At 52.2% G+C, this 20,846-nt stretch carries 12 protein-coding genes and 1 pseudogene; 3 read left to right on the top strand and 10 right to left on the bottom strand.

All coding sequences use genetic code 11. The features are described from left to right. Positions 1-59: 59 nt before the first annotated feature. Genes JNK54_06085 through JNK54_06065 form a run of 5 tightly spaced genes read right to left on the bottom strand, consistent with a single transcriptional unit; the run spans position 60 to position 3,995 of the window. A complete protein-coding gene (locus JNK54_06085) occupies positions 60-1,343 on the bottom strand; it encodes an insulinase family protein (GenBank protein ID MBL8023835.1) in 1,284 nt (427 codons plus the stop codon). Positions 1,344-1,388: 45 nt separating this feature from the next. After that, positions 1,389-2,699 carry an insulinase family protein gene (locus tag JNK54_06080; GenBank protein MBL8023834.1) on the bottom strand — a complete coding sequence of 437 codons (1,311 nt, stop codon included), beginning with the start codon at positions 2,697-2,699 and terminating at the stop codon, positions 1,389-1,391. Positions 2,700-2,703: 4 nt separating this feature from the next. Then, a complete protein-coding gene (locus tag JNK54_06075; protein ID MBL8023833.1) occupies positions 2,704-2,937 on the bottom strand; it encodes an Lrp/AsnC ligand binding domain-containing protein in 234 nt (77 codons plus the stop codon). A gap of 30 nt (positions 2,938-2,967) precedes the next feature. Next, positions 2,968-3,624, bottom strand: coding sequence for an NAD(P)H-hydrate epimerase (locus tag JNK54_06070; protein ID MBL8023832.1), 657 nt, complete (start codon positions 3,622-3,624; stop codon positions 2,968-2,970). Beyond that, a complete protein-coding gene (locus JNK54_06065; protein MBL8023831.1) occupies positions 3,621-3,995 on the bottom strand; it encodes a hypothetical protein in 375 nt (124 codons plus the stop codon). Before JNK54_06065 ends, JNK54_06070 begins: the two co-directional genes overlap by 4 nt. A gap of 86 nt (positions 3,996-4,081) precedes the next feature. Here JNK54_06065 and JNK54_06060 point away from each other — a divergent pair, with 86 nt between their 5' ends. Continuing rightward, positions 4,082-5,641, top strand: coding sequence for a hypothetical protein (locus JNK54_06060; GenBank protein ID MBL8023830.1), 1,560 nt, complete (start codon positions 4,082-4,084; stop codon positions 5,639-5,641). On the opposite strand, the gene JNK54_06055 is transcribed toward JNK54_06060, so the two are convergent. The 4 genes and pseudogenes from JNK54_06055 to JNK54_06040 all read right to left on the bottom strand — a co-directional run bounded on the left by JNK54_06055 (position 5,614) and on the right by JNK54_06040 (position 9,351). Next, positions 5,614-6,426, bottom strand: coding sequence for a metal ABC transporter permease (locus JNK54_06055; protein MBL8023829.1), 813 nt, complete (start codon positions 6,424-6,426; stop codon positions 5,614-5,616). The two genes, JNK54_06060 and JNK54_06055, sit on opposite strands and share 28 nt — an antisense overlap. Then, positions 6,426-7,184, bottom strand: a complete 759-nt coding sequence (locus JNK54_06050; GenBank protein ID MBL8023828.1) for a metal ABC transporter ATP-binding protein — start codon at positions 7,182-7,184, stop codon at positions 6,426-6,428. The genes JNK54_06055 and JNK54_06050 overlap by 1 nt, the downstream gene beginning before the upstream one ends. Next, positions 7,181-8,086, bottom strand: coding sequence for a zinc ABC transporter substrate-binding protein (locus JNK54_06045; protein MBL8023827.1), 906 nt, complete (start codon positions 8,084-8,086; stop codon positions 7,181-7,183). Before JNK54_06045 ends, JNK54_06050 begins: the two co-directional genes overlap by 4 nt. A gap of 173 nt (positions 8,087-8,259) precedes the next feature. Further along, positions 8,260-9,351, bottom strand: a pseudogene (locus tag JNK54_06040) (transposase). A gap of 153 nt (positions 9,352-9,504) precedes the next feature. Here JNK54_06040 and JNK54_06035 point away from each other — a divergent pair. Beyond that, a complete protein-coding gene (locus JNK54_06035) occupies positions 9,505-17,457 on the top strand; it encodes a phosphotransferase (GenBank protein ID MBL8023826.1) in 7,953 nt (2,650 codons plus the stop codon). A gap of 32 nt (positions 17,458-17,489) precedes the next feature. Here the strand turns inward: JNK54_06035 and JNK54_06030 are convergent, their stop codons facing one another. Beyond that, positions 17,490-18,746 (bottom strand): hypothetical protein, encoded by a 1,257-nt coding sequence (locus tag JNK54_06030; GenBank protein MBL8023825.1) that lies wholly within the window; start codon positions 18,744-18,746, stop codon positions 17,490-17,492. A gap of 216 nt (positions 18,747-18,962) precedes the next feature. On the opposite strand from JNK54_06030, the gene JNK54_06025 reads away from it, so the two are divergent. Further along, the gene (locus tag JNK54_06025; GenBank protein MBL8023824.1) at positions 18,963-20,804 is read left to right on the top strand and encodes a hypothetical protein; all 1,842 of its coding nucleotides are present in this window, start codon (positions 18,963-18,965) and stop codon (positions 20,802-20,804) included. The last annotated feature ends 42 nt before the right edge of the window (positions 20,805-20,846 follow it).

Below are 20,846 nucleotides of genomic sequence, written 5' to 3'. Positions count from 1 at the left end.
GGAGAAAGAGATTCAACAGTGACACCCTTTTGACCCGAAAAGGAATCAGGGGACACTCCTCAGGGAGTCGGGACCGATGAGGACCCCTTCGAGATCACTCGAACCGTTACGGAAGGTTGGGCCAGAATCTCTTGGTAAACACGGTGAACATCTTCAGCCGAAACGCGCGAGATTTCATCGGGATAAATCGTGTCGAAAGCAAAACCTTTCCCCAACAGTTCCCACCAGCCCAGATACCACGCCAACCGACCGTTGGTCTGGTGGTCCATCAAGAAATGACCTCGAATATAATTTTTGGCGTCTTCCAAATCTTGGGCCGCGGGAGGGCGTGAGGCGAAGTCCGCCAGGACGGATCGAACTTTTTCTTCAGCCAACCCCAAATTTTTCGGATCCATCCCCGCGTAGACGACAAAGGAACTGCCACGCCGACGGGACGGAAAAAAAGAAGACACCTCGTAGGCCAGGGTGCCCTCCTCTCGGACCACGCGAAACAGGGGCGAGCTCATGCCCCCGCCCAAGAGGGCGTTCACCAACTTGACCACGGGGTAACGGGGACTGTCCACGGAAGGGGCCGGGTAGCCCAACATCAAGTAAGACTGTTCAAACGGTTTGGTTTCCTCCGCCACACGCGAAACGGTGGGATAAACCACGGCCGGAGACGATGACGGGGCAGAAGGGGAATCGCTCCACGCGTGAGCGAAAGCCTCCACGCGGCGACGGAACGGCCCCAGGGGAACGTTCCCCACCGTCACCAACACCGCCCCCCGTGGGGAAACCCGCGCCTTGTGCCACGCGACGAGGTCTTCCCGCGTCAAAGGAGAAACGCTCTTTACCGTCCCTCCGTCCGGTCGCCCGTAAGGATGGCTCCCAAATAGCTCTTGGCGAAACCGTTCTTCCGCCACATTGAAAATGTGTTCGTCATTGGTGTGGATCGCGTTCAGAAGGGCGGCACGTTCTTTCTCCACTTCGGCTTCCGGAAAAGAAGGCCGCAAAAGGATGTCTTCAAACAAGTCGAAGGTTTTGACCCATTTATCAACCGTGACCTGGCCGCCGACGGCCATGGCGTCCGGTTGGGCGTCCACACCGAACGACGCCCCAAGCATTTCCATTTCCTGAGCCAGATCAAGAGCGCTCCGGTGGGTGGTCCCTTTCACCATGGTGGCCGTCATCAACTGGGTGAGACCCGCCTGTTCCACCGGTTCTTGAATCTCTCCACCTGGGATAAACATTTGAAACGCCAAAATACGGTTGTGCTTCACCGTGCGGTGAATCCATTTCAATCCGTTGGAAAATTCCTGAACAGTGGTGGTGTCAGCGCGAACAACAGAAAGGGCGGCGGTCATGATTACGGCTCCTAGGATAAATCGCGGGCGCATCGAGTAAAGGATTTACTGAACAGACGAATTTTCTGGGGTGACGACAATCCCCCCCATGGGTCGTCCGATGGTGTATTGAGACAGGAGGGTCGCCAGGGCTTTAGGGGTCACGGCGTCCAACCGCTTGAGGTAATGGGAAACCAATTCTGGTGCCCCTAGGGTCGTATAAAACCCCCATTGCGAAGCTTGCCCGTGGTAGGTTTCCTGAGAAAACAACCAGGAACTCCTCAACTGCGCCTTGGCGCGGGCCACTTCTTCCGGCTTAAACCCATTAAATTCAATCTCATGAAAAAGGAAATAGATGTCGTTGGGAAGGGAACGAACTTTCTCAGGAGGACACTCGGCAAACACACCAAAAGCCCCCGATCCTGAGTGGGTAATGAAACTGGAACTCACGCTCCACACCAACCGCTTCTCTTCTCGCAGCGTCTGATACAAACGGGAACTTTGCCCTCCCCCCAAGGTCGCGGCCAACACGTCCATAGCCACCTGGTTGGGGTCTTTTAACGTGGGCCCAACAATACCGAGAGCCAGATAGGCTTGTTTGGCCGATCGGCGAATGGTGCGCACGTCACTGTTTTCAGCGGGCGGTTCAATCAGGTTCGGCGCTGGGGGAAGAGTCCCTTTCGGCAAGCCCCCGAAGACCTCTTTGATCTTCTTGGACACCTCTTTTTTCTTGACATCGCCCACCACGACCACCACCATGTTGTTGGGGACATAATATTTCTTGTGCTGGTCCACCATCAGGGACCGGGGCATATCGGTAATGGTTTGAACGGACCCAATCACTTTTTGCCGATAGGGGGTTTGGGTGTAGAGCGCTTCCAAAAACCCGTCCCACAGGTCGGATTGGGGATCATCGTTACGCCGTTTAATTTCTTCCAAAATAACTCTGCGTTCTTTCTCAAATTCCGTTGGAGGAAAGGCCGGGTTCAACACGGATTGGGAGAGGACATCAAAAGCCTCTTCCCACTTGTTCGAGGGCATATCGATGAAATAGTGGGTCGTTTCACTGGCCGTGGCCGCGTTGATGGATCCTCCGTTGGATTCCACAATTTTCGATATTTCGTTGGCGGAAATCTTATCGGTCCCCTTAAAGATCATGTGTTCAAGAAAGTGGGACACCCCCGACGTGAGCCCCGCTTCGTTCACCCCACCGCACCGCACCCAGATTTGAAGAGACACCACCGGAGAGGCGTGGTCCTCCACAATGACAGTTCGAAGGCCGTTGGGAAGGGTTTTGACCGGTTTAGCGGCCTGGACGTTTGAGGAGGTCAAGGTCATGGACAGGAGGGCAAGGAGAGCCAGGAAAGGGGGGCGCACGTGCTCAAATCGCCGTCGTCACGAGCGTTTCCGTGGAACAAACCCCCGGAATCGCACGGACCTTTTCCACAACGATGTGGGTCATGGAGGGCAGATCCTCCGCTTCCACATCCACCACCAGATCCCATCGACCATAAACCGCGGACACATGGGCCACGCCTTTGGTCTCTTTGATTTGTTTCAGGGTCGACTTTTCCCGTCCCGCGTTCAGGCGCACCAGTACCAATCCTGTGACCATGAATCCTCCGTCCTGCAAGAAGTGCCGCCGTCACAATCTCGGCGGAAAACCGATATCACCAACCACCAACCGTCCAACGAACCCCCGAGCGCTCGGCAACAGGAGCCCTTTTTTGGGTCGTCCCAGAGTCACGGTCACATCCGCCCGAACCGTCTCCCCCAAGGGACGACCACGATCGGCGTCCAACCCCGAAGGGACGTCCACCGAGACCACCCGTTGAGCCGCCCGGTTTAGATCCGCAATCAACCCGGCGTAGGGGTCCACCACCGGAGGCCGCAATCCCGTCCCCAAAAGCGCGTCCACAAAACAACGGGTCCCCCGGATGAATCTTAGCAACTTTTCAGACCCCGCATAAACCGTCCAAGCCAACCCCATCGGTGGAATCCCCATCCATAAAACCGCGACGTCCGGTTTAAATCGATCGATCGGGAGAGCCAGACAAACACGAACCCGACGCCCGGCCTTCACCAACCAACGGGCGGCCACCAAACCATCTCCCCCATTGTTCCCCGGCCCACAAAAAACGGTCACCGGCCCAGACCCCAAACGAAGGGTTTCCGCACACACCGCCCGCCCCGCGTTTTCCATGAGCGCGGGGGTGGATATCCCAAAAATGCTCGCCGCACGCCGATCCAATCGCCGCATCCGCGCGATGGACACGGCCTCTCGGGCAGAGGGGTTGATCACTCGGCGGGAGGAGGCGTTTGCCTTTTTTTCAAAAGATCCCGGGCCCCTAAATAGGCGTCGAGAATTCCATAGCCCCAGATGGCGAGAGTCAGATACCAAAACGTGTTCACAAAAGCGGTACGCTCTTCAACGATCTGTTCCACGAATCCCCGCACCTGCTCCGGAGACACTACCCCATCCAGGGGAAGAAACGCCGCCAACGCCACCGTCACGGTCATCATAAACCCCATAATAACCAAAAAGAAAAGAACCATTAACGCCACACCCTTGGCTTTTTCTTTGTTGTAAATCTGCCCCGCCCCGGGGATAACGAAAGCTGAGAGAAGAACAGGGAAAATAATTTCTTTCATAAGATTCACCTCGTCGGCCATTATAGGATTTTGTGGCAAAAATGTGTCTTTTGGATTTCCCCTTGCGGTCCATCGATCCTGGGTTTAGAATAGGGGGAGAGACATCCATGAGCGACAACAACGGCCTCGTCCGGCGACACGATCAGTACCAGTTCGAAGTCAAACTGGGCTATGACCTTCACCCGCAGCACACCCGCGAACGATACCAGGTGGACACCTATTTTTTTATTCCTGAAAACCTCGATATCAATGAGGCCACCTATTCCAAAAACCAATTTTACCGGGACCTCCTCCTCTACATTCGGTTCCGCACCCCCGACTTCACCCTGAGCGCCCTCACCGACGCGGGATCCGATCGATCCCCACTGGCCGGTGTCGTGTCCCACCTGGCCGCGCTGCGTATTGCTCCCTCAGAAAAAAAGGCCCAAACCTTAGATTATGAAATACGTCTTCTGGGAGCGGTTTTAAAGAATTCCCTGCGCCTGCAAACGCGCGCGATCGGGAAACTTCTGAGGGCCCCGAACGGGAAAAAGATTTTAAGTGACCTTCCCCAAGCGGAAGCTCTTTTGGGCGAGTTCCTCAGGCAATCCCATAGCCTCCTCACCCGATTTCGCGCCTTGCGCATTGATTTCGAAGACCCCACTCTTCCCAAAGGACCAGCCGCCACCTACGCGTTCACAGACGAATACTTGAGCCTCCTGATCGAAGAGCGCGCCCACGAAATCCTTCGGTTGTTGCAAGACCGGACCGAAGAACCCTTAATCCGGGCGGCCTTATCCATCACCGCGTTGATCGAGAAAGAAGTGGCCTATCGAAAAGAGAGGGGATTCCCTTCCCTGGTTGACGTGGGAACGGAAAACGAAACGCTGGTCTTTCGGTTAAGCGTTTTAAAGAAGTTCATTGCCAGCTCCCTTCACATCCGAGTGCGAAAACGGGAGGGAGATCGACGCCTGGAACACATCCTGCTCTCCCTGGGCGCGGGGCTGGCCATGATCTTCGCCACAGCGGTCGCCTTTTACTACCAACGGGTTTACGGCACGGTGTCCATGGGTTTTTTCTTCATCCTGGTGATCAGTTACATGATGAAAGACCGGATGAAAGCCCTTTCCCAAGACCGACTTCAAATGTGGTTATCCAAAAATCTTTACGACCAAGCCACGTCGATTTACGACCCGTTGACCGGAAAAAAGATGGGGGTGTGCCGGGAAGCGGTGGGGTTCGTTCCAGAAAAAAGAGTAGATCCGTTGGTCTTGAAACTCCGAAACCGAGACCACATCACGGAAATCGAAAACACCTGGCTCTCGGAAAAAGTAATTCACTACACCAAAGAGATCACCCTGTTCTCAAACCGCTTTCTCCAGTTTCACCGACGCAAGACCGGAATCACAGACATCGTTCGTTTTAACCTCCGAACGTTTCTTGTGAAAATGGACGAACCCATTAAGAAATTGTTTACCCTCAAAGAAGGGCGGAGCGAACTCATTCCCGGCGCGCGGGTTTACCACGTGAATGTCATTCTTCGGTTCGCCTCCCGGAGCGAAACCCACTACGAAAGGATTCGATTGGTCCTGAACCGCGACGGGATTAAACGCGTTGAACCCCTGGGAACCGAACGGGCTCCCGTGGGCCGAGGTTCTTTTTACCCTTCCCCTTTCCGCCCCGCGTAAAGACGGGCCCCGATGGCCAACAAGGCCAACAGGGTGGCTACAAAAGGACCGGTGGGGAAATCCCAACGAAAAGAAAGTTCAAACCCGATCCCGGTTGTAAGGACCGACGAAACCAGACAAAAAACGACCAAGCCACGCGTTTGCCGAACAAGGAGGAGTCCCGCGGTCGCTGGGAGAATAAGGTAGGCGAAGGACAAAAGCACACCTAAAACGTGAATGGAAAGAGTGAGGGCACCGGCAAAGAATACCTGAAAGATTCCCTGCCACAGCGTCACCCGCAAGCCGGCCACTTCGGCCCCCACCGGGTCAAAAGCCAACCAAACCCAACGGCGAAACCAGAGACCTAACCCCACGATGGTAATCCCAAAGAGCCCGACAGCCTCCCACACCTCCACAGGTCCAAGCGAAAGGATGTTTCCAAAGAAAATGCCCAACACTTCGCTTTCCCCCCGAGGGGATTTTGACAGAAGAAGGACAGCCAGGGCAGCACCCAAAACGTAAAGTGTCGCGACCCAACTGTCGGCCGACGCGCGTCGAGAGCGAGACAAAAAGGACAGGGCAAGAAGACCGGCCAACACAAAGGACCAGGAAAACAAGCTGGCTCCCATATGGAGCCCCAACAAGATCCCAACGACCCCCCCCAAAGCCGCCAGTTGAGACGCCGCCAACCCTGAGAAAGAAATGTTCCGCGTGGTTGAAAAAATCCCAACCAAGGAGAGGGTTGTTCCCGCCAAAAGGGCCGCGACGAATGCGGTTCGCATGAAGGGAAGAGCCAAGAAGGTCATCACAGGGTCTCCTTGGGACGAGCTGGGACGACCCAACGTTGCCCCTCTTGTTCCATATGGACGAAGGGAACCCCGTAGACGTCCTCAAGCCGACGGGAGTCGATCATTTCGTCAGGGGTTGAAGAAATCACGCGACCCTCATGGAAGAGCAAAATCCTCGTGGATAAATTCATAGGGATGGACAAGGAGTGGGTCACTAAAAAAACGGTCTTACCACCTTTCGACAAACCGGCCACCAGTTCCAAAAGGTCCCGTTCGGCCACCACATCCAAGCCCCGGGTCGGTTCGTCCAATAGGTAGACGTCCGGAGCCTGCGCCACCGCCTGGGCGATCGCGGTCCGCTGCCGTTGTCCTCCTGAAAGTTCGCGCAACAATCGGTCGCCCAAGGGAGCGACACCCGTCACCGCCATGGCCTCCACGACACGCTGACGGGCCAGGTCCCCCAGACGCCCCCCCCATCCCAACGAACGTGCGGGCAATTCCACAACATCTTTAACGGTGAGAGGCCAAAAAAGATTCATTTCTTCCGCTTGGGGCACATAGGCAAATTTCGGCCCCGATCGCCGGTCCACCCGCCCGGATAAAGGGCGCAAGAGGTCCAGAACAGACCGAAGAAACGTCGTTTTCCCACACCCGTTTGGGCCCACCAATCCAACGGATTCACCGTCAAAAATATCAAGATTTACCCCACGGAGCACCACCCGATGTCCATAACCCAAATCCGCGTTTTCAAATCGAATCAGGGGAATGGTATTCATTTTTTCTCCAAAGCGTTGAGAAGCGCCTTGACATTGTAATCGAAGGCCGAGATATAGTCCCTGGCCTCGGGCACAGCTTCTGGAACCAGAGCGATGGTGACCACTCGGGCCCCCGTGGCACCTGCCAAAGAGTCAGGAGTTCTCCTTTCGAAGTGAGTCATGGTTAAAATCAAGGGGACCGACTGGCCTTTGATAAGGGCAATCAAGTCCGCCGTATGTCTTGGTGTAGGTGGAATCCCAGGTTTCGGCTCAATTTCCCCAACGGGGGAAAAACCGAAATATTCCGCAAAATAAACCAGGTTTTTATGATAACTCACAAACAGAGTGCCCCGAACACTTTCCATTTGTTTTTCCCAATCCGACATTTTAGCGTTCAACTGTTGAATGTAATTCTTGGCGTTCGTTGCGAACACAGGACTTCCCGGAGGATCCAAGGCTGACAATTTCTCTACCATCCCTTTGATCACAAAAATGGCATTCCGGGGGTTTCCCAAGTAATGGGGGTTCCCTCCGGGGTGCACGTCCCCCTCAGAACGACTGAGCGTGGAAGGGATTTCCAAAGGATGAATCAACGTGGACGCATCCAAAAACCCGAGGGCGCCCCGCTGAACCTTAAGGTTCCGTGAACCTTGGACCAGCGAAGGAGCCCACCCAATCTCCAAATCCAAACCGGTCTCAATAAAGAGATCCGCCTCCCTCACTTTAAGAATTAGTGAGGGTTTGGCTTCCACAAAATGCGGGTCCTGATTCCCCCGAGAAAGGCATTCCACTTTAACCCGATCGCCTCCCACCTGCCGAGCCAAATCGGCTAAATCCGGTGTCGTCGTCACCACCTTTAACGGCGCGGCGAACCCAACCAACGCAAAAAGAATAATGCCCAAAACGCTTCCAATCATTTTCATAAGATTCTCCTAAAAAAAGTCCCCTCTTTCCTAATAGGGAAAGACCTTCCTTGTGTGCAACCCGGGGGATAGGTAACACTTTAGACCGGGTACATGGGTAACAGTTTTACCGGATCGCAGCGTTGTAATCGTTTATTCGATGAATCATATTCCGCCAGAGGAACTGGGCCAAAATGAATTGCCCATCGATCGTTGTCAACGCGACGCAACCCCACTTGCTCCCCGATCAACGCTTCGCTTAGAAATAGAAAGCCGCCGCCCCACTTGATTTCGCCGTTAGATCTCACGCGCCGGACTTCAATACCATTTCCGTATTCCAACGCCGGAAGGGTTTCCGGATAGGATCTGCCCGACGGTCGGTAAATCTGGGCAGGCGTCTGCATTTCCAAGGATGAATGGGGCCGCTCCTCGTTGAACTCCCTTCGGAAAAATGTAAACGATCTTTGTTGCGCCATGACGTTTTTCTCCGGTGGGTTCACTGTCCCCTCCGCCAAACTTCGATGCATTCGCTCGTGACATCCGTTTTCTTCCGGATGACCAGGCCGAATGCGCTCCGGAATTATCCCCAGCCGAATCCACCATACAGACAACCGCGACAAGCCGCCCAATCCAACGCTGGCAAACGGTGGCCCATTATCTGTTCGAATCGCCCAGGGCAAACCGAATTCTCGAAAAGCCAACTCAAACCAGGGACGAACGTCGTTGCCCTTCGTCGATATCAGCGCCCGGCACTCGATCAAATATCGGCTTGCCAGATCCGTAATCGTCAGTGGATCGACCCGCCCTCCGTCCCGTGTGCGAAACCATCCCTTGAAATCCGCACCCCACACGTCGTTGGGTCGGTGAATCTCGCGCACATTCCCCGCGAAGGCCGGTGTCCGTTTCCGGTGACGTGGGGGTTTCGTCAGACCGTGACGCTTTAGAATTGCCCCTGCCGTGCTCACCGCCGGCCAGTTTTCATTCGGCTGAAGTATCTTCAGCCGATGAATCAGTTTGAGCGGCCCCCAATGCGGATGCTGATGCCGAAACCGCACCAACTTTTCTTCCGTTACCGTGGGCGTCTGGTTGGGATGGTCGTGTGGGCTTCGACTCATTTCCCTCAAACCGTCCACGCCATGCCTCTCATACCGCTCAATCCACTTGTATCCCGTTTTTCGGCTGATTCCGTAGATAAGACACAAGTCCGCCACGGTTTCCTCGTCCTTCAGCCAATCACCAATAAATTTCACTCGTTCTTCCATAGGGCAGGTCTCTCTCCAGGGCATAGTGTGTTCCTCCTTGCCCTTTAATGTACCTGTTACCTATGTGCCCGGTCTATTCTGTTACCACTGTACCCGGTTTATACCCACCCCATCCCTCTCCCGCGAGCGGGAGAGGGCAAACACTTTAGAGGGCTAAAGAGACACGAGTATTCGTCCATGCCGCGGGTGTTTGAAGGGAACCTCGCCCCTTTTGAAACCTTTTATCAAGAGGCTAAAACCCGGGATAGGACCATGGTTCGCCAATTGATTGTGGGAATGGGGGAACTTCCGAAGAACAGAAAGGCGGTGGCGGTTTTGGTCGCGGGCGGGTTTCACGGCGATGGGGTGATCCGCCGATTAACTGAGAAAGGGGTCACCGTTGTCTCTTTTACGCCCAAGGTCACGAAGGCCGATACAGAAGGGGCCGGTTCCTTAAGTATTTTTACCCAAGAAAAAACGCCACTTGAAAAATTGTTTTTGGGCGAAAAACTTACCTTGGCCCAGCCTCCCCTTTTTCCCGAGGCCCGTTCACGTATTGGGTTCATGGCTTGGGCACGGGCCCTTTGGTTGGGGAAAGGAACCCTTTCCTCAGAGGTCTTAACCGACCTGGAAAAATTACGGGCGTCGCCTGAGTTAGCTGTTAAACAACTCCGATATGAAAATGGGGTTCTCTTTCTTGAAATGAATGGTCGGGAGGTCCCCGTTATCTCCCAGGAAGGAAATCTTACTGTCGATATTGAAAGTGAAATCGATCGATCCCCCTTGCCTCCGTTGAGTAAACGGCTGCAAGCCGTGGCCACGGAATTTGTTTATTTTGCCAGCGCTCGAGTGTCGCACCAATTGACTCGTTTTGTTTTCCAATCCCATAGGGTTGGGAACAAAAACATGCATGTTTTGGCGTTACGATTGCTAGGAATAGAACGGATCATACAGGCCACGGACGTGGGGTTCTTGTTCGGAATTGTTTTTGGAGTGTCGTTTGGTTGGTGGTGGTTTCCTTTGACATGGTTCAGTGTGTATGCGGTTACCCATTTAGCCCAACAACATCTATTTCCAAACGCCCCCGCCATGGCCGACCCCCCTGAATCGAATCCTCTGGCCCTTTTAACTGAGAAAGGAAGATCATTGGTGGAAGCGGGGGAGTTGGCCGAAGCGTCGCGTGTTTTTCAACAAGTTCGTGATCAATTCTTGGAATTATCTGCACACAATGGAAATGGAAGGCTAACAGGAAGGGAACTTTCCTTGTGGATTAAGCAGACAGGGACCTCGGACGTTTTTAACGTTGAAGAGTTGCAAGAGATCCTCGCCCAACATCCCATTGAACTTCCGGATGTGGGCCGATTTCTCCTTGCCAGTCTTTATTTAAGCAGTGGTTACTATCAACGGGCGGGCCCTCAATCTTTTGAAGATCAGGAAAGTTCAGAACAAAAGCCTCGAGAGGCATTGCCTTTGCGTTCCCAATTAATAACAGTGGGTCCCTTACACGAGAATGGATTTATGAGAACGGGGTCCACTCCGTATTTATATAAATCGCAGGATCAGAAAAAGAAATTTGTTGTGAAATATCTCGGTGCCCGATCATTGCCGGAAATGTTGAGTTTGAAGGTGTTCCAATATCTGGGGTTTAATGTTGAGGACACAGGTGTTCCTCCGGGGGAAACAGGGTATGTTATTACCTCGTGGGTGGATGGAACAATGAATGTCTCGGAATATATCCGATCCACATTAATCTCTCCCGTTTATTTCAGACCCAGTGCCATCGGAGAAAAAATCTTCCCTTCATCCATCCGGAATATCCTTGAGGGGTCAAAACTCGCGGCCATGATTGTTGATTTAACTGATTTTAATCTTGGGAATGTTTTACTTCACGTCAATGAAAAGGGAGAGATCCTTCCCAGACGACCTGTCTTTATCGATTTTGAAAAATCATTTTACTTTATGACGAATTCCGAGACAGGTTTTGGGGTCATGGAAAAACGTTACCGAAATGGGTTTTCTCGAGACGACTTTTTTGGTGGATGGGACACCAATCGATTAATGCGAGAGCCTCTGTTTCACCGAAATGCACTCATTGAAAACATGCGGTGGTTGTATCCGGCAGTGGCCTCCTTATCAAAAGAGGATATCAAGCGGTTTGTGTCGGAGGCGGTGGCCTCCGTGGCCCCTTTGACTCCTCTGGGAAAGTTGGGGGATGATCAGGAAGGGCTTGAGTCGAAATTGTGGGAGGGAGTGCAATCTGCCCTTGAATTGTATCAACTGGATGTGGGTGAAGGTGGGTTGGCTAAACAGATAAAGGGTAAAAGATTTGCTTCCATTGGGAATGAGCGAGCTTTAATAAAGTGGGGATGGGATAATCTTTCCTATGGGGCCTATACCGTTCGTCAGGCGCCCTTATGGGAAGTTATCTATCAGATACCAGGATTACCTCAACGCGTGGTACAGGTCTTGTCTGATTGGTTTGTCCGGCGCTTGGTCGGGGAAGATGAGAAGAGTGGTGAACCTGTTGTTGCCGAGGTTCGCCATCAAAATGCCATCACGCTTATGGGGACCCTCGTCCTCATTACAGGTCTGATAGGTGGGGGGGGATGGATAATACCCGGCACAATAATATGGGCGTTGATGAGTGGTTATGTCTTTAGTGAATCCCATCGAGGACGAACGACCAGCGAAAAACGGCAGATTTTATTTGTTGGATTCGTATTGGCGTTGTCTTTCCTGGGCCCCAGTTTGGTTCTTTTTTGGTTGGACCCCATTGGGTTCGGATGGGGTTTGAAAGCCCTTGCCTACGCGGGGGGACTCTTGTTTGGTTACGGTCTCAATGTGGGAATCCATTCAATTTATAATGTCACAGCACTTTCCCATGGGTGGGCCACGGCCACCCTGGCGGAAAAAGGTAAAGGGCCGTTTGATAAGGAGGCGACCAAGTCCTTTGCAGTAAAAATAGGGGATATGGTCGTGCTTCATAAGTTAGTGACAAAATATATTCAAAACGCTCAAAAAACCCTCAAGTCGGGAATGGATGGGAAACCATTTAGTGCTGAACTGGCGGAGAGGTCAAGATCAATCCGGGGGGAGTTGTTGGTGCTGGCCCGAAAAACAAGTCCTCATTTCGCGGAGCTCTACAAGGACATCCACAATGACCAGTTGGATGATATTTATGCCTTGTCCGGTTTCCTGAGGAATGTTTTTCTGTTCATCTATATCCCCATGGGTTGGGCCATGGGTGTCGTTGGAAAAACGGGTCAAGTGCCGATGATCGATCGGGAGGGATGGCAACGACTTTCCTATATGGGAGGAACCCTGTGGGTGGGGTGGGCCTCTTCCGGGGTCTCCGAAAAACTAATGACAACCGGTGTTTCTTCCATCGAATTGCCCGGGTTTGTCTTTGTGGATCCCGTGGGGACAAAGGCCTATGCCCTGTCCGTTTGGAGGGATATTGCAAAGTTTACGCATAAATCTGTGTTGGAACAAAAATGGGTGGCTCTTTTTAAAGAATCACACAGCACCCCGATCGGATTTGTTGAGGCGATTTTAGAAAAATTAATTCGGGACCGATTGGCTTATAGCAAGTTGTCCCTTTATGCATCTCGGAAAATGAAAATACCCCTTGAAAAACTGACGGAAGAAGATATTGTCAAAGCGGTCGTATCCCCTTCTTGGAAATGGCGAGAGGAGTTAAGACCTTTATTGGGAGAATTTGATATTGATCTTGAAGATGAAGATTTGTCATTCCTGTTGGATGGGGTGGCCCATGAGATCCTGTCTATTTTGGATAGCCATATTGAATTGATGCGATTTATGGTTTCTCACGAAACGAAGATTGAATCAAAAGAAGGCGATGGTGCTTTGCTGAACAGCAACAGGAAAAAATTTATCTTTGGTGTCGCTGTATGGAACATTGTTGAAATGATGCGAACGGCTCAAACGGGTCTTTCGGGGCATCCCAGGCGAGTGATGGCCAGTAAGTTTTTGATCAATGCCATGGCTGACGAATTGGGCATACCCAAGGGACCCTCCCAGGAAACGGAGCATGACGCGCGGCGAGAATCGCTGTTGCTCCAAAATCTCCTTCAGGAAAGGGGGACTGATCTTGATCGATTCCTTTCCACACTCGTTTCGATTCGGGATCGATTGATGCTTTCCCCGGAGGAACGTTTTAATCATTTAAATGCACGGGTTCCCACGCTCGATGAGATTGATGAATTGTATACCAACATTCCACTGGGAAAAGGGCGTTTGCATCTCAAAAACGGGGTTACGGGTGTTAAAAAACCTTTGGCTCGTTTCCGTCAATCCGTGAACCCTAAAACGCGCTTGTTGTTGGAAAGGGCCAAAATTGTTTTAAGTACGCTGGGTCATGAAGAGGAGATACGGGCCGCGGAATTTGTTAAGCGTTTGTATTCCCTTGCGGATGGGTTGGATCATTTGGTGATGGACTATTCGCCCGACCGGCTGAAAGCGTTTACTGGAGAAATGGTGCGGTTAAGGGAAGAAAGTTCTAAGCATGCGGATAACAAGGAAGTGGGCGACATCATGGGGTTGGTTGAATCGATTTATGGGGATACGGTCATGGCCATTTTCCATAACCGCCTGGAGGAAACCCAATCTCATATTAACCCGGAGGACGTCCGAGGCGCTATTCAGGAATTACTGAACTTGGAGGCAGACCGCGACCTCTTAAACGCCCTCCCCGCTGGTGTGGTCATTGAATTGGATGAATATTTATCCAGTGCCCGTTCCCTCCTGGCCACCCAGGGGCCCTTTACAATTACTGATATTTTGGAAAATGCGACGTTGTTTGGATTAGAAGAACAGGAAGTTGACATGTTGCGTAGGCGGAGTGAGACGGATTGGTTGGACACAGACCGAGCGATCATGGAAAACTTGAAGGAGAAGCTTGGGAAAAGTTTTCCGGATACACTTTCCGATGCCCTGGCTTTGTGGGTGCTCCCGGGAAAGAGCCCAGAAAAGTCTTTAGGGTATGAATTGTATTTATCTCCAGAAGTATCTGAAACCCAATGGAACGAACATGGTTCTCGCGTGATGGAAAGTATTCGACGGTTGAGGGCGGGCCTCTCTTCCGGCCTTATGCCTGGATCGTGGGTTGAATTAAAACCCCAATATCCACGGGTTTACCGCGGTCGTCTTGGGGATAGTCGGGTCTATGTGCGATTTTTGCCCCACACCACTGGCCGTCCCGACATGATCATGGCCGTTTTGGCGTTAGGTCCTAAATCGAATTTTACTAACGATGAAACCCACGGTTCCATTAGTTCACATAAAATCGGAGATTTTTTGTCTGGATTTGTTTTTCCAGAAAACTTTCAAGATTCGGTATTCCGTCGGTTTTCTTGGAAGGCGTCAGACTCTCGGGGTGGATTGGATTCGACCCATGACGCCCAACCCGCTTCCCTCGGCTATTGGATCGCCAAGCGATTAGGACTTAATGAACAGAGATCCCGCTCCCTGGGGTTTTGGGGTTTGTTGCTGGAAATACCGTTCCTCGTTGGTTTACGAGCTTTGGGCGAAGCTCCTGGTCCCATGGGAACCGATGTTTTCGCTTTTCTGGGGATGGAGCCTGTCTCGGTTTCTTTGCTCCTCATTGTTTTTTATCTTATGGCGGGGCTCCATTTTGTTTCGGCAAGAAAGGTGAACAATAATGCGGGGAGGGATCCACCTTCACGTTCCTATTTGTGGAAGACGTTTGGTGTCTTTTCCTTGTACCTCCTTCCCGGTTCCGTTATCCCCGCCATTCTTGTCCATTTGGTCATCGACTTTTATGATTTGTTTTTCTTTCGATCCGAGACCGAATTCCATCGTAATATCGCCGCCCCCGACATATCGACCAAGGGAGAACGCCGTCAATTGGTTCCTCTTCAATCCAAAGATAAGGGGAAGGAAATATTTTCCGCTCTTGTCATTGTTGAAAAGCCGGGGGGCAAATGGCTGGTTTCTCAAAACCATGAGGGGCAATTGGAATTCCCTCGTGTGGAAGTGGAAAGGGGGGGCGCTAATTCCACCACTATTTCCGAAAGTTTATCGGAAGACTATGGCCTTGTAGTCGATTCAGAGGAGATCGCAAGTGTGGGATCCAAAGATCCAGATAATTATAGGCCTGTTTTTGCCTATCGCCGCGAAATTCCGGGCGCTTCTCCTGAAAAACATTCTGTGACAGTGGCCTATGTTGGTGTTAAGGGTGATCGTCTTTCTTCACTCCCTAAGAATGGACGTTTTCGTTGGGTATCTCCCCATACGATTAGGAAAAACCTGAATGATTACGCGTTAAATACGCGCATGGGGTTCTTATTGGCCCTTTTGGAAACGGAATATGGGATGTTAGATGTTCTGGCGGTGGACCCACTTCTGGATATTTCCTATTCCCGGTCGATCGGCCCGCCCCTCATGGTCACAACCGATAAGGGGAAATTTATACTTCACCGAGCAGGGGAAGAGGTTCGTCAGGCTCGGTTTGGGGTGGCATGGCAACAGCACCTATTTGAAAACGGGATTCCCGTGCCAAAAATCCAAGAACGTCTCGCTAAAAGGAGGGACAATGACCCTACGCTTCTTCTCTTGAGTGGTCAACACTTTATTCTGGAGTCTCTGTTGGAAAACGGAACCCATGTCAAAGAAAATGAGGCCACGGTCGACCATTATTATTCTCTGGGCCAGATGATTGGACGAATCCAGAACGTTTCTGCTTCTTTTGCTCTTCCGAGTAACTTAAAAAGGGTTGAGCCGGAGGACCCTCGGCTGGGGCCTTTGGTCCCCCTTCACAACGATTTGCACCGGGGGAACGTCTTCTTCGCTTCTGATGGAAAGGTCACGGGGGTCTTGGATTTTGAACACTGCACGATTGGTCCCCGGGTGAACGATATTTTAGTGGCCCTTTATGGGATCCGTGACATTAGGTTTATTCGTTCTTTGATAAAGGGATTTAATGAAACGGTTTCGAACCCATTGACCGAAGTTGAACTTCAGCGAATTGCCAGGGCGGTTCACGTGAGGGCTGACCAATTGATGGAACAAGATATTTCTGTGTTATCCTTTGAAACACCCTCCACTTTGGCCTGGTTCTGGAGCCGTATGCCTTGGAGCCAGGGGCCCTTGGACAATATGTTACGGAAAGCTCCCTGGGAAACCGTCCCCTTTGTGGTGTCGATCGGTTTGGCGGTCGGTGCGAACCTTCTCTACGGAACGAGCCTTTGGTGGGTGGCCAGTGTCTCGCTTCTTGCCGGTTTGCTGGGATATTTCCACCGCGCGGGAACCTATGGGTTCAAGGGTGCTTCGCTGGTTTCTGTGGCGGCCACCGGGGCCGAGTCGGTGGGAAAAGCGTTTGTCTGGTTTTTGAAGATGGGGGCATGGGGCGGATTTCTGTTTGGGGTGGCCCAGGCGGTTCCAACGGAATTTGTTCCGGCCATGATTGGGTTCGCCACATGGGCCGGCGCCTCTCTCGATTTAAAACTTCATCGGAGGGAAAACCAAAACTGGTTGGCCGCCCACCTGTCTGGGTTGACCGAGCCCCAGCGTGAAATTGCCCGGGACGTATTAAAAAATCTTGAAGGCCGTCCGATCACCTTGGGTGTCGGTGAACTTCGGGAGTTGGTGATTAAAAGAGCGGAAGTTTATGCGGAAGGGCGTCATGGGGTGTCCGTCCCATCCACTGTCCCAGAGGCCTCCTCGGGTGAAAGTCAGAATTTGGTCATCCTCCCCCAGGGGGACCTCTCGCCTGAAGGTCTTCATAACCTTAAAAAATGGATGGAGAAAGACGCGACCCTTGTTTTGGTGACTGATGTTTCCCAGGAGAGCCTTCCAGCGGGTCAAGTAATTGTGGTTCCGAAGGCCTTTCGCACTCTCGGTCAGCAGGCCCCCATTCAAGAAGTGGATCTTGCCCTCGTTCGTGAAGCGCTGGATGGGTTAGGTCTTGTGGCGCGTGGGGTTCCGTTCCGACTTTACCATGCCGCGGCGCTCCGCTTGGATGAATCTAATCTTGGGGAGGGGGATCCTTTCCGGCAGGCGGCCCAAAATGCTTTGGTGATTCTTCTGGAACATATGAAAGCTTTTCCTGTTGGGATCACGGGGTGGAACGATATCCTTGCGGTTTTCCAAGCCCTTGCACAGGCGGCCTAGGGGCTGTTTTGGAATAGTTTGGTCCCAATTCCTTAAAACAGTGTTTGGAATTGAAGGGTCCCTCCGTCAAAAGAAACGGGGGTTTCGGCTTCGGATTGGTCCATTTCTACGTTTCCGGCGATGACGAATGAGGCCCGCGTGCCTTCCCAGCGCAGGGCGAATTTTATTCGGTTGTGGATTTGGGAAGATCGAGAGCTATCGGCTCCCTGGGTGAGAACCTTTTCCTGAAAATTGATCATATAGGCTGTTTCGCCGCTCCATTGGGGGGACCATCGGGGAAGGTAACTCAGGAGACCAATGGTGTCTTCGTAATGGTACCTGTTGTTTTTAGTGGATTGGTATGGAAGTTCCTTCCTCCCGCGCATCAGGCTGGGTCCGGCGCCCGCACGAAGTGTTCGACGCTCACTGAGTTTCCGATCCAAGGTAAAAAAGAACCTTTGGTAATCTTGAAGCACGTGGTTGTCTTCATCCGGACGGGAAGGGTCGTGGGTCAGGCGCCCCTCCGAGCGCCAGCCTTTGGCTTGGACATTCATCGTCCAATCCCCAACCCGGTGGCGGAGTTCCGCGATGAGTTCGGACATTTCACCCTGCTCGATGTATCCGGAAGGGGTGGGATCCAATGTTCGATGGTCAAGTTCCCACGGGCGTCCGTGTCGCGCGTCCAAAAAAAGAGACGTGCGATCGTTTTGCCAGACGGTCTCGAGCCGGGCTTCCCCCGGGAATTTGCGGAAGGCTTCTGTATACCCCTCGTTCACCGATTGGTTCTCGAAAGCGTAATTGGTATCAAAGCGCGGCCAGAGATAAGAGAACCGGGCGTATTGATCAGGCCTCACCCGCCACGCGGTGGCGAACCCGATGGTGGCATCTGATTTATGAAACGAAGGGTTTCCGACCAAAGACACGTGCCAAGGACCTGTGACGCGTGTTTCAAAATCCAATAGGTTCCATTCGTCGTCCCGCTCCAACCCAGCGATTCGTTCGCGGCGAAACCGAAAAATGAATCTGTCGGTTATTAAAGGGACGCGTACCTTGATGTCTTCGGTCAAGGTGATATGCCGAATATTTAAAGAACCACCGCCCATTTGGATCCCATTTTCAGACCCGCGAAACGTGGTGCGCCAATCCGGTGGAAGTTCGTTGGATAAAAGGTCTAGGGCATATTCCCCATCGAAATTATTGGGATTTCGATAACGGGGACCTTCCCCAGAAGACGGAATCGCCCCCATTAAAGCCAACGAAATAATGAGCAGTCCGCGTGGAATACATTGAACCCAAGGGAGAATCTTCATTTTCAACCTGTCCTTGTCTTTTGTTGGCCCTGAGTAAATTCTTTTTTAAGATGTTGCCATTTTAATATTAACGACGATACACATTAACGTAAGTTGTTGGGCGTGAATAATCTTATGATTGAAAAGTCAAGACTTGACCCCACAAAGACTCAATAATTTACAGTTTGTTTACAAGTTTTTAAGGCAACCTTAAGAAGGTGAATGTATACTTTTTGCATGTTAAGTTCACGGCTAAATCAATTTTTAGCGGGGGCTTTGGCGGTTCTCTTTTTTGGGACGAACGTTTTGTTTGCGTCCGCGCCCGAAGTCAACTTTTGGGCCGAGCGTCGCGATGCCTCTCGCCGGACAATGAGATCGGCGGGAGCGTCTTCGGGGGGGGCTTTTGATATTGGGGTAACGGCGGATCGATACCAAATACTGGCCCAACTTCCGAAGGTCGGGCAGGTGACCTGGGGCGCTCCGCAAAGCGTTTCTTCGGTCGGGGTTGGGTTGGTGCTGCCGGGCTCTTTTTCGGCAGGGAACGCCTTGGACTTGCCCCTTCCCTCAAGCGACACACCTGGGTGGATTGCGAATCTTATCCTTCCATACGGATCTATCCGCGACGTTCACATCGCCAATAAGCCCAACGCACCCCTCATTGTTCACGTCCAAGACGCCCACGGGATCGAAGAGGCCCAAAAGAATATTGCCGCCATCATTCAAGGTTTAAGCGAAAGCCGTGGGGTAAACCTGGTGGGGCTTGAAGCCGCCCAAGGCCCTTTCAACCTGGATCCATACCGAAATTGGCCCAACGAAGCCGTTACGCGCGAAGTGGCCGAGTATTTTTTGAAAGTAGGCAAGATTGGCGGGGTGGAGTATGCGGGGATCACCGCTCCCAATCCTCTGACTTTGTGGGGGATTGAAAACGAAGACCTTTATTTGGCCAATGTGCAAGCCCTTAAAGACGCGAACAAGTTGAAACCGGAATTGACAAAAGTTTTGGCCAACATCAAGGCGTCTGTTTCCGCGCTAAAAGAAACGAACTATTCCAATGAACTAAAAGAGTTTGACCGTCGTTTTCTGGCCTATCAGGATCAACGGGAAGGATTGGGACCCTATGTCCGGTACCTTACGGGCGGCGCAAAGGTAAACAATGGGGCTTTTCCCAACCTTCGGTTGCTTGTTAAAGCCCTCGTTGCCGAAGATGCGTTGGACTTTAAGCGGGTGGAGCAAGAGCGCCTTCAAATGGTGGAGGTTTTGGCGCGGAAACTGCCTAAGCAGAAATTGGACCTTTTGGTTCAACGGAGTTTCCAATACCGGGCTGGACAGGTGGGATACGGGGATTATCATCGGTTTTTAAAAGCCCTTTGCCGCGATCATGCCATTGCCTTGGGCGGAACCTTGGCCGCCTACGTTGAGTATGTCGTCCTGGCGGAAAAGATTGACCGCAACAAACTATTGGACGAGCTGACCCGTGCCGAAAGGGAAACCGAAGACCGTCTGGCCGTCACCCCCGCGCAAAAAGAATTGGTGGCTGTTGCCCGGCGGATCGCCCTCTTGGAAAAGCTGTCAACGCAGTCCATGACGCCGGAAGATTGGGCCGTGTATGAAAAAGAGCGGAGCCATATTCTAAAAATCGTCGATGATGTCGCGGCCCTCAGCGGGGCGCCAGACGCGGGTCCCCCTGTGTCGCTTGTCGACCTGCTTACTCCAGCGGAAGCTTTTTGCCGCAATGCCGTGGACCGCAATGAGGCGTTTATTGAAAATTTGAAATCCCAACTTTTCGCGCAAAAGGCGCGCGCGGCGGTCTTGGTGGCCGGGGGATTTCATTCGGACGGGTTGGCCAGCCTCATGCGCAAAAAAGATTTGTCTTACCTGGTGGTCACACCCAAAATCACCGAAGTGCCCAAAGAAAACAATTATCTGGACGTGTTCGCCCGAGACCCCCTGCCGTTGGAAAAACTTTTCGCTGGAGAAGAAATTTTCTTGAACTCGCCTCGACTAGCAGGAGCATCGGGACTGGGCTCCGATCAAGCTCAGAAGTCGGTGAATTCAAGCGGCTATTGCACCAAGCCATGAATTGAAGACCTCGTTTGGAGTTTTGTATCCCAAGCATTTCAT

This window comes from Elusimicrobiota bacterium (genome assembly GCA_016788905.1).
In the GTDB taxonomy this organism is placed as follows: domain Bacteria; phylum Elusimicrobiota; class Elusimicrobia; order FEN-1173; family FEN-1173; genus JADKHR01.
Note: the sequence above shows the minus strand (reverse complement) of the source record. Positions and strands in the feature narration are given on the sequence as shown.

Excerpts from the sequence above, each read along its gene's own strand:
- JNK54_06065 (MBL8023831.1), bottom strand. The coding sequence starts at position 3,995 with ATGGCCGACGAGGTGAATCTTATGAAAGAAATTATTTTCCCTGTTCTT.
- JNK54_06035 (MBL8023826.1), top strand. The coding sequence starts at position 9,505 with ATGCCGCGGGTGTTTGAAGGGAACCTCGCCCCTTTTGAAACCTTTTAT.
- JNK54_06050 (MBL8023828.1), bottom strand. The coding sequence starts at position 7,184 with ATGAATACCATTCCCCTGATTCGATTTGAAAACGCGGATTTGGGTTAT.
- JNK54_06075 (MBL8023833.1), bottom strand. The coding sequence starts at position 2,937 with ATGGTCACAGGATTGGTACTGGTGCGCCTGAACGCGGGACGGGAAAAG.
- JNK54_06030 (MBL8023825.1), bottom strand. The coding sequence starts at position 18,746 with ATGAAGATTCTCCCTTGGGTTCAATGTATTCCACGCGGACTGCTCATT.
- JNK54_06055 (MBL8023829.1), bottom strand. The coding sequence starts at position 6,426 with ATGACCTTCTTGGCTCTTCCCTTCATGCGAACCGCATTCGTCGCGGCC.
- JNK54_06085 (MBL8023835.1), bottom strand. The coding sequence starts at position 1,343 with ATGACCGCCGCCCTTTCTGTTGTTCGCGCTGACACCACCACTGTTCAG.
- JNK54_06060 (MBL8023830.1), top strand. The coding sequence starts at position 4,082 with ATGAGCGACAACAACGGCCTCGTCCGGCGACACGATCAGTACCAGTTC.
- JNK54_06045 (MBL8023827.1), bottom strand. The coding sequence starts at position 8,086 with ATGAAAATGATTGGAAGCGTTTTGGGCATTATTCTTTTTGCGTTGGTT.
- JNK54_06025 (MBL8023824.1), top strand. The coding sequence starts at position 18,963 with ATGTTAAGTTCACGGCTAAATCAATTTTTAGCGGGGGCTTTGGCGGTT.